This is a genomic window from Variovorax paradoxus NBRC 15149 (assembly GCF_001591365.1).
In the GTDB taxonomy this organism is placed as follows: domain Bacteria; phylum Pseudomonadota; class Gammaproteobacteria; order Burkholderiales; family Burkholderiaceae_C; genus Variovorax; species Variovorax paradoxus.
The window spans coordinates 1,874,189-1,889,517 of record NZ_BCUT01000001.1 but is presented as its reverse complement, the minus strand read 5'-3'; the positions used below and the strand labels follow the sequence as shown (position 1 = coordinate 1,889,517).

General features: G+C 68.3%; 11 protein-coding genes. 7 read left to right on the top strand and 4 right to left on the bottom strand.

What is annotated here, in order from left to right; genetic code table 11:
* Window positions 1-48: 48 nt before the first annotated feature.
* Window positions 49-807, bottom strand: coding sequence for a glycosyltransferase family 2 protein (locus VPA02S_RS08915; protein ID WP_018903744.1), 759 nt, complete (start codon window positions 805-807; stop codon window positions 49-51).
* A 45-nt stretch (window positions 808-852) separates the two neighbouring features.
* Here VPA02S_RS08915 and VPA02S_RS08910 point away from each other — a divergent pair, with 45 nt between their 5' ends.
* Both VPA02S_RS08910 and argB read left to right on the top strand, forming a co-directional pair.
* On the top strand, window positions 853-1,950 hold the full coding sequence (locus VPA02S_RS08910) for a glycosyltransferase family 4 protein (RefSeq protein WP_012745925.1): 1,098 nt from the start codon (window positions 853-855) through the stop codon (window positions 1,948-1,950).
* 64 nt (window positions 1,951-2,014) lie between these two features.
* Entirely contained in the window at window positions 2,015-2,908 is an 894-nt protein-coding gene (argB, locus tag VPA02S_RS08905; protein WP_012745926.1) for an acetylglutamate kinase, read from the top strand.
* Between the two features lie 13 nt (window positions 2,909-2,921).
* Here the strand turns inward: argB and VPA02S_RS08900 are convergent, their stop codons facing one another.
* The 3 genes from VPA02S_RS08900 to galE all read right to left on the bottom strand — a co-directional run bounded on the left by VPA02S_RS08900 (window position 2,922) and on the right by galE (window position 10,461).
* Window positions 2,922-7,352 carry a class I SAM-dependent methyltransferase gene (locus VPA02S_RS08900; RefSeq protein ID WP_062363385.1) on the bottom strand — a complete coding sequence of 1,477 codons (4,431 nt, stop codon included), beginning with the start codon at window positions 7,350-7,352 and terminating at the stop codon, window positions 2,922-2,924.
* Between the two features lie 64 nt (window positions 7,353-7,416).
* The gene (locus VPA02S_RS08895; RefSeq protein WP_062363382.1) at window positions 7,417-9,051 is read right to left on the bottom strand and encodes a glycosyltransferase family 2 protein; all 1,635 of its coding nucleotides are present in this window, start codon (window positions 9,049-9,051) and stop codon (window positions 7,417-7,419) included.
* 372 nt (window positions 9,052-9,423) lie between these two features.
* Window positions 9,424-10,461 carry a UDP-glucose 4-epimerase GalE gene (gene galE / locus VPA02S_RS08890; RefSeq protein WP_062363379.1) on the bottom strand — a complete coding sequence of 346 codons (1,038 nt, stop codon included), beginning with the start codon at window positions 10,459-10,461 and terminating at the stop codon, window positions 9,424-9,426.
* 120 nt (window positions 10,462-10,581) lie between these two features.
* Here galE and slmA point away from each other — a divergent pair, with 120 nt between their 5' ends.
* From slmA to VPA02S_RS08865, 5 genes are all read left to right on the top strand, one after another.
* On the top strand, window positions 10,582-11,235 hold the full coding sequence (slmA, locus tag VPA02S_RS08885; protein WP_012745930.1) for a nucleoid occlusion factor SlmA: 654 nt from the start codon (window positions 10,582-10,584) through the stop codon (window positions 11,233-11,235).
* 117 nt (window positions 11,236-11,352) lie between these two features.
* Entirely contained in the window at window positions 11,353-12,876 is a 1,524-nt protein-coding gene (locus tag VPA02S_RS08880) for a catalase (RefSeq protein ID WP_012745931.1), read from the top strand.
* A gap of 152 nt (window positions 12,877-13,028) precedes the next feature.
* The gene (locus tag VPA02S_RS08875) at window positions 13,029-13,631 is read left to right on the top strand and encodes a DUF1326 domain-containing protein (protein ID WP_018903738.1); all 603 of its coding nucleotides are present in this window, start codon (window positions 13,029-13,031) and stop codon (window positions 13,629-13,631) included.
* Window positions 13,628-14,443 carry a DUF2182 domain-containing protein gene (locus tag VPA02S_RS08870; RefSeq protein WP_062363375.1) on the top strand — a complete coding sequence of 272 codons (816 nt, stop codon included), beginning with the start codon at window positions 13,628-13,630 and terminating at the stop codon, window positions 14,441-14,443. Before VPA02S_RS08875 ends, VPA02S_RS08870 begins: the two co-directional genes overlap by 4 nt.
* Window positions 14,436-15,323 (top strand): DMT family transporter, encoded by an 888-nt coding sequence (locus VPA02S_RS08865; protein WP_062363372.1) that lies wholly within the window; start codon window positions 14,436-14,438, stop codon window positions 15,321-15,323. Before VPA02S_RS08870 ends, VPA02S_RS08865 begins: the two co-directional genes overlap by 8 nt.
* Window positions 15,324-15,329 lie beyond the last annotated feature (6 nt).

Sequence of the window (15,329 nt, the reverse complement as noted above, 5' to 3'; positions counted from 1 at the left end):
TGGCTTCCCGGCCCCGGATTGTCTGCGCAAACGCGGGAGCGGCTTTTTTCAGGTCCCGCGGGAGCGGGTCCGCAGGTAGCGCCAGAACGCGCCCGAGGTCCACACCTTGAGCAGGCTGGTCACGTGCCAGTAAAGGTGCTTCCTGCTGCTGCGGCTGGCGCGCTGGGCCTCGTGGCGCGCGAGCAGGTCTTCGCCCACCTGCAGCTTCCAGCCCGCCAGCTGGGTCCGGGCGCAGATGTCGAAGTCTTCGCCGTACATGAAGAAGCGCTCGTCGAAGCCCCCGATCTGGCGGTAGGCCTGGCTGCGGAACAGCATGAACAGGCCCGGAATCCAGTCCGGCACCGCCGGGCGCACATACCCCGGCTTGCGCCGCGTGAGGATCTCGAGCGGCGTGATGACGGCGCGGTGCTGCTCGGGCGCGCTGTGGCCGGGCTCGAGGATGCGCGGCGTCAGCAGGCCGGCGTCGGGCGCGGCCTGCGCGACCAGCGGCGCCAGCACGTCGCCGTCCAGGCGGATGTCGGGGTTGAGGACCAGGAACCAGGGCGTGCCGCAGTGCCCGAAGGCCTGGTTGTGGTTGGCGCCAAAGCCCTTGGGGCTCGTGTTTTCGATCCGCTCGACCGCAAAACCCCATTCCAGGCCGGCCAGCACGTCGGGTTCGGGGATGTTCAGCGTGAGCACCACCTTGGCGGTCGAGCTGCGGCAGAAACGGTCCAGCTGCTCGAGCAGCGGGCGCACCAGCGCGAGCTGGCCGTGGCTGACGATCGAAATGGTGATCGGGGGGGAAGAAGGGGAAGGGGGCGCTGGCATGGTCTAATTTCGCTCGGGAATTCTAGGGTTCCCCAACACCCACACATGATTGCTCTGATCGTCATCAGTTTCTTCGTCTCGGCCTTCGGGGTCCAGGTGTTCATGCGCCGCGCGCGCAGGCACGCCCGGCTCTATGGCGCCGACATGCCCCAGCGCTTCCACAAGGGCCACGTGCCGCGGCTCGGGGGAGCGGGCATCCTGCTGGGCATGGGCGCGGCCTGGCTGGCCTCCGGCATCACCGGCACCGACCCGTTCAACGTGTCCTGGCCGCTCAAGACCTCGATGCTTACGCTGCTGTGCATTGCGCCGGCAGTCCTCGGCGGCATCGTCGAAGACGTGACGCAGAACGTCAAGGTGCGCTACAGGCTCGCGCTCACCATCGGCTCCGCGCTGCTCGCGTGCTGGGTGCTGGGCCTGGGCCTGTCGCGCACCGGCATCGAGGCGGTCGACGGCTGGCTGGCCCTGGTGCCGTACGGCGCCGTGCTGTTCGCGGCCCTGGCCATCGGCGGGCTGCCGCATGCCTTCAACATCATCGACGGCTACAACGGGCTGGCCGGCACGGTGGCAGTGCTGGTGTGCCTGGCCGTTTCGCACGTGGCGCTGCAGGTGGGCGACCGCCAGCTCGCGGCCATGATGGTTTGCCTGGTCGGTGCCACCATCGGCTTCCTGATCTGGAACTATCCGCGCGGCAAGATCTTTGCCGGCGACGGCGGCGCCTACGTCTGGGGCATGGTGATTGCCCTGGCCTGCGTGACGCTGGTGCAGCGGCACCGCGTCGTCTCGCCGTGGTTTCCGATGCTGCTGCTGATCTACCCGGTGTGGGAGACGCTGTTCTCCATCTATCGCAAGCTCGCGCGCGGGCAGTCGCCCGGCACCGCCGATGCGCTGCACTTCCACCAGCTGATCTTCCGGCGCATCGTGCGCGTGGCCTTCGCGGACGACGAGGCGCGCCAACTGCTCGCCCGCAACAACCGGACCTCGCCCTACCTCTGGATGTTCGCCGCGCTGTCGGTGGTGCCGGCGGTGCTGTTCTGGAACAACACCATCGTGCTGATGCTGTTCTGCCTGCTGTTCGTCACGACCTACGTGGGCGCCTACCTGATGATCGTGCGATTCAAGGTGCCGCGCTGGCTGCGTCCGTGACGGCTTCCCTGCTGCAAGAATTCATTCTTTCCATCGTCCCCACCGTTTTGGAGCCTGCCCGCCCATGACCGATCCCGTCCTCAACATTCCCCCGCGCGACAAGGCCGAGATCCTGGCCCAGGCGCTGCCGTACATCCGCAAGTTCCACGGCAAGACCATCGTCATCAAGTACGGCGGCAATGCCATGACCGATCCGGCCCTGCAGGCCGACTTCGCGGAAGACGTGGTGCTGCTCAAGCTGGTCGGCATGAACCCGGTGGTGGTGCATGGCGGCGGCCCGCAGATCGAGGCGGCGCTCAACCGCCTGGGCAAGAAGGGCAGCTTCATCCAGGGCATGCGCGTGACCGACGCCGAGACCATGGAGGTGGTCGAATGGGTGCTGGCCGGCGAGGTGCAGCAGGACATCGTGGGCCTGATCAACCAGGCCGGCGGCAAGGCCGTGGGCCTGACCGGGCGCGACGGCGGGATGATCCGCGCGCAGAAGCTCAAGATGGCGGACCGCGCCGACCCCAACCTGCACCACGACGTGGGCCAGGTGGGCGACATCGTCTCCATCGACCCCAGCGTGGTCAAGGCGCTGCAGGACGACGCCTTCATTCCCGTGGTCAGCCCGATCGGCTTCGGCGAGGAGAACGAGAGCTACAACATCAACGCCGATGTAGTGGCCGGCAAGCTCGCCACCGTGCTCAAGGCCGAGAAGCTCATGCTCCTGACCAACACGCCCGGCGTGCTCGACAAGGACGGCAATCTGCTCACCAACCTGAGCGCGCGCGAGATCGACGACCTGTTTGCCGACGGCACCATCTCGGGCGGCATGCTGCCCAAGATCGAGGGCGCGCTCGATGCGGCCAAGAGCGGCGTGAACGCGGTGCACATCATCGACGGCCGCGTGCCGCACGCCATGCTGCTCGAGATCCTGACCGACCAGGCCTACGGCACGATGATCCGCGCACGCTGAGGCCCCAGCCGCCTCAGCAGCCGTTCGCGCTGACCCTGGCCCCCGCGGGTTTCCGGCCCAGGAACTCGAAGCCCGCGGCGCCAACCTCCTGCACCGACTGCGGCAGCTTCTCGAAATCGGTCCACAGCGGCGTGTCGCGCAGCGAGGGGTCGCGCCACAGGTCCACCAGATCGCCCGTGGAGGACTCCCGGAAGCGCTCCGCGGCTTCGTCGGACACGTTGGCGCGCAGCGCCTGCTCGCACTCCGACGCCAGCCAGCTGACGGAGTGGTTCGGCGCGAAATTCTCCGACACCCGCACGCGCTCGGCCTCGAACTCGCGGAACCACTGCTCCAGCCCGTAGCGGGTGCAGTTGAAGAAATGCCAGGGCCGCTCGTGCAGCGGCTGCATGAAGGCGGTGCGCACCAGGATGCGGCCACCGGGCTTGAGCACCCGCAGGAGCTCCGCCGCCACCTTCTGCGGTTCGCGGTAGTGCTCGAAGGCGTTCATGACGATCACGGCGTCGAAGACCGCATCGTCGAACGGCAGCACGTGGGCGTCGGCGACCACGTCGGTGTGCCTGAACAGACAGTATTCGACCTCGACCACGTTCTCGATCTTTTCCTGCGAGCCTCCGCCGCTGAGATTCAGCACCCAGCCCTTGGTGCTCTTGGCGAGCTTCAGGGCCTCGGGCGGCAGCGGGTTGCTGACGTGCTCGGCGGGCTTGACCTCGGGCTCGCCGATGTCCTCGCAAAGAACCGGCCGGCCCTGGACGACGGGCCAGCGCCGCCAGCCGTCCACGGTCGCCAGTGCGCCGCTTGCCGCGTCGGCCGTCAGCTTGAGCCCGGTCTTCGGGCAGCGAAGAATCGGCAGCAGTGCCTGGAGCCGCGACTTCGCGCCGCCGTCGCTCAGCGCCACCTGCAGCGCCGGCGGCTTGCGCGCGAGCCGCTCGTCAATGAGCGACACCCAGGGATGCTGAGCCTTGAAGTTCTCGATCAGCCGCTGGTAATTCTGCGGGACCGTGGTCTCGGCCCTGAGCATCGAGCTCGCATGCACGCGGTAGTCCGCGAGCGTTTGCGGCTCCCGCACGCCGCGCTGGCCCTGCTCCGCGAGCCGGCACCAGAAGTCGAAGTCCTCCCAGCCGTGGCGAACGTGGTTGTAGCCGCCGACGATCGCCCACGCCTCCTTCGAGACCAGCGCCATCGCGTCGATGTAGTTGCCGGCCACGAAGCGCTGCGGCTCGTAGGAGGCATCGCCGAGCAGCGCGCTGGAGGCGCCGAAGTGCTGGATGGTCGGGTAGGCGAAGGCCACGCGCTCGGCGCGGATGGCGCGGCGCAGCTCTTCGCAGCATTTCGGGCGCAGCCGGTTGTCGGCATCCAGCGGCAGCACGTAGGGACTGTCCGCGAGGTGGAAGCCCGCATTGCGCGTGAGGCCCAGGCCGCTGTTGGCCTCATGCCGCGCGACCACCACGCGGTTGAAGCGCCTGGCGTGCTGCCGGGCCCATGCCAGCACGGCGTCCAGCGAGCCGTCGGTCGAACAGTCGTCCACCACCACCAGGTCCAGCACCGCCAGCGTCTGGGCGCGCACGGATTCCAGCGCCTCGACGATGAACTGCTCGTAGTTGTAGAGCGGAATGGCGACCGTGACGTCCGCAAGCTCGGCCTCGTCGGCCCGGTGCTCGAACAGCACTTCCAGCGGCATCAGCTGGGGCCGCGGAATCGGCGCCGCGCGCACGCGCGCATCGAGCGCAAAGGCCCGCGCGGCCAGCGCATCGCCTTGCAGCTGGTCGAGCACGCGGCCGAACTGCGTGGCCCGCTGCAGCGGCCCGTACGAGGCCATCGCGCGCAGGAACGCGGCCGAGCCGACGCTGGCCCTCAGCGCCGGATCCGACGCCAGGGTCGACAGATGGTGGTACCAGTCGTCGGCGCTCGCGGCCAGGAAGCCCGACACGCCGTGCTCGATGGCCCGCGTGAACGGGCCGGTCGGCGATGCGATGGTCGGCACGTCGACCAGCGCGGCCTCGAAGAACTTCAGTTCGCTCTTGGCCTCGCAGAAGGGGTTGCCGAATTCCAGCGGCGCGATGTTGATGTCGAAGCGCGCAATTTCGCGCGGCAGCGTCTCCAGGGTCTGGAAGGGCCGCCATTCGATGCGGTGCGCCAGGCCGGCCATCACCGGGTATTCCTCCACGTCGACCAGGCGCATGCCCGATTCGGTCTGGAAGAGCACCAGCCGGCACAGCTCGTTCTCGCGCAGCACGCGCGCAATCGCCTCGATGGCCAGGCCCAGGTCGCGCTGGTGCGTCCGCGATCCGCCGGCATAGCCGATGCGCACCAGCTTGTCGGTCCGCGCGCTGCGCCACTGCCGGGCGCTGCGCCTGGAGAGCTCGAAGGTCTGGTCGTCGAAGCCGTTGAACAGCACATGGGTGGACTTGCCCGCCCAGCGCATGTGGTAGGCCAGCTCCTGGGTGCTGGCAATGCAGACGTCGGCCGCGAGCATGGCGCGGCGCACGCTCGCGAAGAGCTCGCGCACCGCGGCTTCCGGATGGGCGTTGGAGCGGATGCCGTCGATCACCTTGGTGTCGGCCAGGTCGGGTTCGATCATCAGGTCGTCGATGTCGAACACCACCTTCTTGCCTTGCGCATGCATCAGCCCGATGGCTTTTTCGAGCACCGGGCTCCACTGGGTGCGCCAGAGAATCATCACGTCGTGCCGTGAGGTCAGCTCGAGCCGCGCCTCCAGCTCTTCCTGCCGGACCCATTCCGCCGGCACGCCGTTCATCCGCGCCGCCTCGATATAGCGCGCGACACGGTACAGGTGGCCGGGCGTGTCCGCCTCGCCCGAAACGTAGAAGATCGAGAACACCCGGCTGGGCAAGGGAGGAATGGGGGGCGGCTCGGTGTCGTCGCTGCCGAGCAGGCCGGCGCGCCGGCCTTCTCGCGCACCCACCAGCGTGTAGTGAATCAGCGGATTGAAGCCCGCCGCGTCCCCGTAGCGCGCCGCGTATTCGGTGCCCGAGAACCATGGGCCGGGTTGGCGCCCTTCGGCCGCGCCGTGGGTGACGTAGTGCTCCGCGGGGTCCGTGCCGGCCGATGCCACGTCGGGGTAGGTCTTCAGGTACCACTCGCGATCGAAGTAGGGCGAGAACCGGACGATCTCCACCGCCCCCAGGTCCACCGGCTTGCCGGCAAGGCGCCGGGCAAGCAGCCGCAGGCGCCTGCGCAGCTTGGCCTTGACGCTCAGGGACGGATCGACCCGCAGGCGCGTGAAGCGCTCCATCAGCGATTCGACCCGGTCTTCCTTGCGGTCGGCAAGGTTCTTCCAGGCCAGCGCGGTGCGCTGCTGCAGGCTCTTGGCTTCGCTGGTCTCGTTCAGGTCGTCGCGGGTCTTGTTCAGGTCGGTGGCCAACTGCGCCACGACATTCCGCAGCTCCGCCACACGCCGGTTCGCCTGCTCGTGGGCGAAGCCGGTTGCGCGCGCGGCGGCTTCGGCCTGGGCGGCCTTCGCCTGCGCATCGCCGGCCTGCCTGTTCAGGTCTTCCAGCTGGGCGGCCTTCTCGGCCACCTCGTGGGACAGGGCGTCCAGCTGGCCTTCGGCGCGGGCGCGGGCCTCGGCCTCGGCCGCGCGGGCGGCCGCCACCTGGGCCAGCTCTGCTTCCACCGGCGCGCGCAGGGCATTGGCCTCGTGGATGCGCTGATGCAGTTCGGCCGAGCCGAGCTGTTCGCGCGTGGTCACGAACCAGCGCGTTCCCAGGTGCGCGAAGCGCGCCCTGGCGGCATCGGCGCGCTCGGGTTCGAGGTTGCACAGCGCCATGGCGGCGGCGGGCGCGCGGTCGCCCACGGCCAGCACGCCAAGCCCGTGGCCGTGCAGGAACTCGAACGAGGGATAGTGGCGCGCCTGCTCGGCAAAGAACCGGAAGACGCCGAAATTGCCGCTGCGCACGTTGGTGTCGTGGAACAGCACCACGGCCTTGTCCGACAGCTTGGGAAGCCAGGTCTCGAAGTCGTGCTTGACCGCCTCGTAGGTGTGGAAGCCGTCGATGTGCAGCAGGTCGATGGAGCCGTCGGCAAAGTACGGCAGCGCGTCGTCGAAGGTCGACTTGAGGAGCTCGGAGAAGGCGCTGAAGTGCTTGTCGTGGAAGTCGCGAAGCTCGTGGTAGACCTGCGCGTCGAAATGCCCCGCATGCTCGTCTCCGGCCCAGGTGTCCACCGCGTAGCAGCGCGTGGCCGACTTGAGCCGCGCCACGGCCTCGCAGAACGCCGCGTACGACACGCCGTTGTGCGTGCCCAGTTCCACCAGCAGGCCCGGTTTGCAGGCCGCCACGATCCAGAACGCGAACGGTGTGTGGGTCCACCAGGCGCTGGCCTTGCCGAGCAGGTGCGGCGTCCAGAACAGCGGGTCCAGCACCGGGTGCGTCAGCACGTCGAGCGACCTGTCGACCGTCGGAAGAATGAGGGTGGGTTCTTTCATTTGTATTCCTGCCCGGACGAGTCCGGGCCTCCGCTAGAAAGTCGATGAAACCGCCGCGCCCGCCTCAGCGCGCGAGCTGCCATTGCTGGCCGGCGCTGGGGGCCAGGTGCGCGCCGGTGAGCCAGTCCCACTGGACATTCGGGTTGTGATAGGGGTCGTGCTCGAAGCGATCGATCCACTTGGTGCTGGCGTGCGCCTGCTCGCGCGCTGCCCGCTGCTGCTTCTCTTCGGAAACATGGTCGTGCCCGCGCGAGGCGCTCTCCAGGTGCAGCAGCGAGGCGAACGGCGTGCAGACGTTGCGGTAGCCCGCATCGTTCACCTTCAGGCACAGGTCGATGTCGTTGTAGGCCACCGGCAGGTGCTCGCCGTCGAAGCCGCCCACCTGTTCGAACACCTGGCGCCGAACCGCCAGGCAGGCGCCCGTGACCGCCAGGTAGTCGCGCGTGCCCGCCAGCCGCCCGTCCAGGCCGGTGTCGGTGGCGCCGTCGGTGCGGCAGACATGCATCGCCAGCGGGCCGCTTTGCAGCATGACGCCGGCATGCTGGACCGTGCCGTCGCCGTACAGCAGCTTGGCGCCCACGCAGCCGATGTCCGGCCGCATGGCTTCGCCGACCATCTCCCTGAGCCATCCGCCATCGAGGATCTCGATGTCGTTGTTCAGGAAGAGCAGCACCTCGCCGGTCGAGGCCTGCACGCCGGCGTTGTTGATGGCCGAAAAATTGAAGGGCCCCGGCACCCGCAGCACGCTGACGCGAGGGTCCGCGGCCAACTCGGCGAAGAGGGACAGCGTGGCCGGTTCGACGCTGTCGTTGTCGAGGATGAGGACTTCGAAGTCCGGATAGTCGGTCTTGCGCAGCAGGCCGTCCAGGCAGGTCCTCACCAGGTTGGCGCGGTCGCGCGTCGGCACGAGCACGCTGACCCGTGGCGCGGGGCTGGGCAGTGGGCGGCGGACATGGTTGACGAACTCGGCGATCGGCGAGGGCAGCACCTCGGCCGCCACGCCCGCCTGCCGGAACGCCGCCTCGGCCGCCACCCGCCGGGCCGCCGCCGCATAGGCCTGGACGGCCTGCCGCGTGTCGCCCGCATCGATGATGGGCGGAACCTGCCGGTGGTACAGCACCGAGGGAACATGGCGCACCTGGCTGCAGGGCAGCGGGATTGCCACCCTGCAGTGCAGGTCGTAGCCGGCGGCCGGTTCGAATTCGGCGCGAAAGCCTCCGGCCGCCAGGACGTTGGCGCGCCTCATCACGCACAGGCCGTCCAGCAGGTCGAAGCCGAGCTGCGCCTCCGGATCCCATGCCGACTTGAAGCGCGGCTTGCATCGCAGCTGGCCCTCTGCGATCCAGTCCTCGTCCGCATAGACGACGGCCGCATCGGGCCATTTGGCGAGCGTGAGCTGGATTGACGAAACGGCCTGCGCAGCGAGCCGGTCGCCCGCGAGGATCACGCCGAACCAGGGCTCGGCCGTGTGCTCGAGCGCGAGCTGCTGCAGTTCGAGCCGGCTGGCCGGCGCACTCGCGGGCACCAGCCGCACATTGATCGAATCGCGAACGAACAGGAGCGCATGGCCGACCGCTTCGGCGCGCGAAGGGTCGCAGGCCACCACCACGTCGAAGCGATGGCACAGCTGTGCCGAGAGCGAAGCCAGCGTGCTGTGCAATGCCTCGTCGCTGCCGCTGTCGGCAATGGCGAAGGTCAAGCCCTCGCGGTACGGAAGATTCTCCAGCTCAGAGCGAAGCGCCGGCTGTTCTGCCTTGTGGCGGGACGCTTCGTCGCGTGTCCACGCGCTGTAGGCGGTGTCGGTGAAGGCAGAGAACCGGCACGCCGCGGCCCATTGGGCGTATCGCGCTTGATCGATAGGCAAATCTTTCCCCCTACTCTGCAAAGAGATGGCACAACCCCTGGGGCTTGCCGGCATGCAGAGCCCCCCATCAATTCAGAATAGCGACGCGAAAGATCGGTTGGGTAACAACCCACTTAACATTTGTTGCGGCCGGGTTCCGCGGTGAGCATTCGTTACATGCCCGGAAACCCTTGCGGGGCTTGTTTCCGGGGAGGCCGGCCGTCCCGGTCAGCAAGCGGTCAGTGACCTTTCGTAGCCGTTCGGATTGCCCTGCTGCCAGCGCCAGCTGTCGGCGCACATCTGGTCGAGCCCGCGGCGCGCGCGCCAGCCCAGCGTGGCTTCCGCCAGCGAGGGATCGCCCCAGTACGCGGGCACGTCGCCGGGCCGGCGGGGGCCAATCTCATAAGGCAGCGGCCGTCCGCTCGCGCGCTCGAAGGCCTGCACCACCTCCAGCACGGAGGCGCCGCGGCCGGTGCCGAGATTCAGCGTGACCAGCCCGGCATGGCCTTGCGCATGCCGAAGCGCCGCCACATGCCCTTCGGCGAGGTCCATCACATGCACGTAGTCGCGCACGCCGGTGCCGTCGGGCGTGGGGTAGTCGTTGCCGTGGATCAGCAGCTTGTCGCGCTGCCCCACGGCCACCTGGCAGACGAAAGGCATCAGGTTGTTCGGCTTGCCCTGCGGATGCTCGCCGATGAGCCCGCTTTTATGCGCGCCGACGGGGTTGAAGTAGCGCAGCAGCGCAATGCGCCAGCCGGGTTGTGCGCGGTGCAGGTCGGCCAGCGCCTCTTCCACCATGCGCTTGGAGCGCCCGTAGGGATTGGCCGGCCTGCAGGGCGCGTCTTCCGGAATGGGCGAGTGGTCGGGTTCGCCGTACACCGTGGCCGACGACGAGAAGATCAGCGTCCGCACGCCCGCCTGCTGCATGGCCGAGGCGAGCACGAGGCTGCCGTGCACGTTGTTGTCGTAGTAGGTGAGCGGGTCGGCCACCGAGTCGCCCACGGCCTTCAGGCCCGCGAAGTGGATCACGGCCGCAAAGCTTTCTTCGCCCAGCACGCGGTCGAGCAGCGCCCGGTCGCGCACATCGCCCTCGATCAGCCGCGGCGCGCTGCCGGTGATCTGCCGCAACCGCTCCAATACCCGGATGTCGCTGTTGCCCAGATTGTCGAGAATGACCGGCGTGTATCCGGCGGCGGCCAGCGCAACGCAGGTGTGGCTGCCAATGAAACCTGCACCACCTGTCACCAGAACGCTTTTTGGGGCCATGAGAACTTTTGCTTGGTTGAATGGGCCGATTCTGTACGAGCTTTCCCGGGGCCGGTTTGCGCGCGCTCACTGCGCGGCCCTGTGCGAGAATCAATTGATTACATCTTTGCACGCGCTTCCATGCAGAACGAAGAGACAAGCTATCCCGGCATAGAAACCCAGACCGAAACGCTGACGCCCGTCGCGCCGGTCCGAAAACGCCCCAAGCCCGGGGAGCGGCGCGTGCAGATCCTGCAGGCGCTGGCCGCCATGCTCGAGCAGCCCGGCGCCGAGCGCGTGACCACCGCGGCGCTGGCTGCGCGGCTCGACGTCAGCGAGGCCGCGCTCTACCGCCACTTTGCGAGCAAGGCCCAGATGTTCGAGGGCCTCATCGACTTCATCGAGCAGAGCGTCTTCACGCTGGTGAACCAGATCCTCGAGCGCGAAGGCGCAACGGGCGCCCAGCAGGCCGCAAAAATCCTCACGCTGCTCGTGCAGTTTGCCGAGCGCAACCCCGGCATGACGCGCGTCATGGTGGGCGATGCGCTGGTGTTCGAGAACGAGCGCCTCCAGCAGCGCATGAACCAGTTCTTCGACAAGATCGAGGCCACGCTGCGCCAGGTGCTGCGCGGGGCGGCCGCCGCGGACGGCTCGGCCACCCCGAGCGTGGACGCGCAGGTGCGCGCCGCCGCGCTCACGGCCTTCGTGGTCGGACAGCTGCAGCGCTTCACGCGCTCGGGCTTCCGCCGGGCGCCGTCGGAGCACCTCGAAGCCACGATCGCGCTGATCGTCTGAAACCTCGGGCGGCCTTCGGCGGGCCGCCTATCGAGGCGATAGCTCAATGTGATGCAGCAAGGCTGTATTCATTGACAAAATGCATGGGCCCCTACAACTCCAGAGGAAAGCCCACCCATGACCGACTCCCGCAAGCTCACCACCGAAAACGGCGCGCCCGTCGAGAATAACCAGCAGTCGCAGACCGCCGGCCCCGGCGGCCCCGTGCTGATGCAGGACCACCACCTGATCGAGAAGCTTGCGCGCTTCGACCGCGAGCGCATTCCGGAGCGCGTGGTGCATGCGCGCGGCTCGGGCGCCTTCGGCACCTTCGAGGTGACGGCCGACGTGTCCAAATGGACCAAGGCCAGGTTTTTGAGCCAGGTCGGCAGGAAGACCGAGGTGCTCGCACGCTTCTCGACCGTGGCGCTCGAACTCGGTTCGGCCGACACCGTGCGCGACCCGCGCGGCTTCGCGCTCAAGTTCTATACCGAAGACGGCAACTACGACCTCGTCGGCAACAACACGCCGGTCTTCTTCATCCGCGATCCGCTCAAATTTCCCGACTTCATCCACTCGCAGAAGCGCGACCCCTACAGCCACGTGCAGGAGCCCAACAACGCCTGGGACTTCTTCTCGCATTCGCCCGAAGCGACGCACCAGTTCACCTGGCTGTTCGGCGACCGCGGCATTCCGAAGAGCTACCGCCACATGGACGGCTTCGGCTCGCACACCTTCCAGTGGGTGAACGCCAAGGGCGAGGCCTTCTGGGTCAAGTACCACTTCAAGACCCACCAGGGCATCGAGACCTTCGTGGCCGAAGAGGCGCAGCGCGTGGGCGGCGAAAACCCGAACCACCACCACCTGGACCTGCTGCATTCCATCGAGCGCGGCGAATTCCCGAGCTGGAAGGTGCAGGTGCAGATCATGCCGGTGGCCGAGGCGCAGACCTACCGCTTCAACCCCTTCGACCTGACCAAGGTCTGGTCGCACAAGGACTATCCGAAGATCGACATCGGCATCCTCACGCTCAACCGCAATCCCGACAACTACTTTGCCGAGATCGAGCAGGCCGCGTTCAACCCGGCCAACTTCGTGCCCGGCATCGGCCCTTCGCCCGACAAGATGCTGCAGGGCCGCCTGTTCAGCTACGGCGACACGCAGCGCTACCGCCTGGGCATCAACCACACGCAGCTGCCGGTGAACCGCCCGCATGCCACCACGGCGCAGAACTACGGCCGCGACGGCGCGATGCGCGGCGACGGCAACGGCGGCCGCGGCCCCAACTACGAGCCCAACAGCTTCAGCGATGCGCCCAAGCAGAGCAACGAGCCGGTCTACGCGCCGCTCGAGATTCATGGCTGGACCGGCAGCCACCAGTGGCAGCAGCACCCCGAGGACAACGACTTCGTGCAGGCCGGCGACCTCTACCGGCTGATGGACGAAGCCGCCAAGGAGCGCCTGGTGAACAACATCGCGGGCGGCCTGGGTGCGGTGACGCGGCAGGAGATCATCGACCGTTCGGTGAGCTACTTCCGCCAGGCCGATGCCGACTACGGCGCGCGGCTCGACAAGGCCATCAAGGCCGTGCAGGCCAGGCTCAAGGGCGAGGAGGTGAGCGTGCAGGTCGGCAAGCCGGCGCACGACGCAAGCCGCAGCTGATCCACTGGCGGCAATGGGGTACCCAGGGTAGTGCGCGCGGCCGGGCATCGTGCTCGACTTGCCCGGTTGCGAAGCGTAGGATCAACGCCCCCCTTGCCGCTGAGTCGCGGCGACAAGTTCCGTGTTCGTGTGGCTTCTGAACGGAGGTTCGTATGAGCTATCACCTGGAAGGTCGCCTGCTCGAGGTATGCAACTGCAACGTCCTGTGTCCCTGCTGGATCGGCGAGGACCCTGACAACGGCACCTGCGACACCATCGTCGCGTGGCGCATCGACAAGGGAACCATCGACGGCGTCGACGTCGGCGGCAACACCATCGCGGCCGTGGCGCATGTGCCCGGGAACATCCTCGAAGGCAACTGGACGGCGGCGATCTTCGTCGACGACAAAGCCTCCAAGGAACAGGAAGAGGCGCTGCTCAAGGTCTACACCGGCAAGGCCGGCGGCCCGATCGCCGACCTGGCCGCCCTCATCGGCCAGGTGGTGTCGGTCGAGCGGGCGCCCATTCGCTTCACGGTGAACGAAGGCAAGGGCGAGCTGGAGATCGGCAAGGACTACTACGCGGAGCTCGAACCCTACCGCGGCGCGACCGGCGGGCAGACCACGCTGTCGGACACTGTGTTCTCCACGGTGCCGGGCGCGCCGGTGTTCGTCGGCAAGGCGCCCACCTACCGCTCGAAGAACCCCGCCCTCGGCATCGACCTCGACATCAAGAACCACAACGCCCTGCAGAGCACCTTCGTCTTTGATTCATGAACCCCGCGGCCGGCTTGCCGCCGCGCAACGTCATCCGCCACCGCCGCGTGTTCCTGCCGGTTCTCGCTGCGCTGGCCGCGCTTGCGTGGATGGCGTTGTGGGCCTGGGCGCGCAGCCCCTACGGGCGCTATCTCGAACACGGCGACTGGACCGCCTCGGGGCCGGCCGCGTTCCTGTGCCAGGCCATTCCTGCCGGCGGCGTGGTCGTGCCCGCAGTGCTCTATGCGGTGGCGTGGATCCTCATGACCATGGCCATGATGCTGCCGACCACGCTGCCGCTGTTCAACGCCTTCGACCGCCTGACCGCGGGGCGTGCGGACCATGCGCGCCTGCTCGTGCTGCTGGGGCTCGGCTACATCGCCGTGTGGGGTGCCTTCGGGCTGCTGGCGCACGGGCTCCACAGCGCGGTGCTGGCGCTGCTCGCGAGCGCGCCCACGCTGGCCTGGCACGGCTGGGTGATCGGCGCCGCGACCATCGCGCTGGCCGGCGCCTTCCAGTTCAGCCGCCTCAAGCACAAGTGCCTCGAGAAGTGCCGCACGCCGCTCAGCTTTGTCATCGAGCACTGGCGCGGCCACGCGCAGGCGCGCCAGGCGTTTGCGCTGGGCACGCACCATGGCCTCTTCTGCGTCGGCTGCTGCTGGGCGCTGATGCTGCTGATGTTCGCACTCGGCACCGGCAGCCTCGGCTGGATGCTGCTGCTGGCCGCCGTCATGGCGCTGGAAAAGAACGTTCCCTGGGGCCATCGCCTGAGCGCGCCGCTCGGGTTTGCGCTCTTGGGCTGGGCCGTCTTCATGGTGGGGGCGCATGTCTGAAGCCATCTCCGAGGTGCGCCGCGCGCCGTCCACCCTGCAGACCGTCGCGCTGACCGCGGTGGCCATGCTCGCATTCGCGGCCAACTCGCTGCTGTGCCGGCTCGCGTTGCAGCAGCGGGGCATCGATCCGGCCAGCTTCGGCAGCATCCGGCTGGTTTCCGGTGCGCTCACGCTCGCGCTGGTCGTGCAGTTCCGCGCCCGGCCTGCCGTGCCCGGCCGTGCCGACTGGCTCGCGGCCGCCATGCTGTTCGCCTACGTCGCGTTCTTTTCCTTCGCCTACCTGAGCCTCTCCGCGGGCACGGGCGCGCTGATCCTGTTCGGTGCGGTGCAGCTCACGATGCTGGGCGCGGGCCTGGGCTCGGGCGAGCGCTTCGGGCCCGCGGCATGGATCGGCTTCGTGCTGGCGGCCGGCGGGCTGGTCTACCTGGTGCTGCCGGGCGTTGCGGCGCCGCCGCTGCTCGGCGCCGTGCTGATGGCCATCGCCGGGGTGGCGTGGGGCGTGTATTCGCTGCGCGGCCGCGGCGTGCCCGATCCGCTGGCCGCCACGGGCCGCAACTTCTTGCGGGCCGTACCGCTGGCCCTGGCGCTGAGCCTTGCCTTCATGATGCGCGCCCATGCGGATGCCACCGGCATCGCGCTGGCCGTGGCTTCCGGCGCCTTGACCTCGGGGCTCGGCTATGTCGTCTGGTATGCGGCGCTCGCGCGCCTGTCGGCCATGCAAGCGGCCACCGTGCAGCTGTCGGTGCCGCTCCTGGCTGCGTTCGGCGGCGTGCTGCTGCTGTCGGAGGCGATCACGCCGCGGCTGGCGGCCGCCTCGGTGGCCATCCTGGGCGGCATTGCGATCGTGCTGAGCCAGAAGTCGCGCAAGGCGCGGCGCTAGAAGGAA

Coding starts and splice junctions, on each gene's coding strand:
- VPA02S_RS08915 (WP_018903744.1), bottom strand. CDS start 807: ATGCCAGCGCCCCCTTCCCCTTCTTCCCCCCCGATCACCATTTCGATC.
- VPA02S_RS08910 (WP_012745925.1), top strand. CDS start 853: ATGATTGCTCTGATCGTCATCAGTTTCTTCGTCTCGGCCTTCGGGGTC.
- argB (WP_012745926.1), top strand. CDS start 2,015: ATGACCGATCCCGTCCTCAACATTCCCCCGCGCGACAAGGCCGAGATC.
- VPA02S_RS08900 (WP_062363385.1), bottom strand. CDS start 7,352: ATGAAAGAACCCACCCTCATTCTTCCGACGGTCGACAGGTCGCTCGAC.
- galE (WP_062363379.1), bottom strand. CDS start 10,461: ATGGCCCCAAAAAGCGTTCTGGTGACAGGTGGTGCAGGTTTCATTGGC.
- slmA (WP_012745930.1), top strand. CDS start 10,582: ATGCAGAACGAAGAGACAAGCTATCCCGGCATAGAAACCCAGACCGAA.
- VPA02S_RS08880 (WP_012745931.1), top strand. CDS start 11,353: ATGACCGACTCCCGCAAGCTCACCACCGAAAACGGCGCGCCCGTCGAG.
- VPA02S_RS08875 (WP_018903738.1), top strand. CDS start 13,029: ATGAGCTATCACCTGGAAGGTCGCCTGCTCGAGGTATGCAACTGCAAC.
- VPA02S_RS08870 (WP_062363375.1), top strand. CDS start 13,628: ATGAACCCCGCGGCCGGCTTGCCGCCGCGCAACGTCATCCGCCACCGC.
- VPA02S_RS08865 (WP_062363372.1), top strand. CDS start 14,436: ATGTCTGAAGCCATCTCCGAGGTGCGCCGCGCGCCGTCCACCCTGCAG.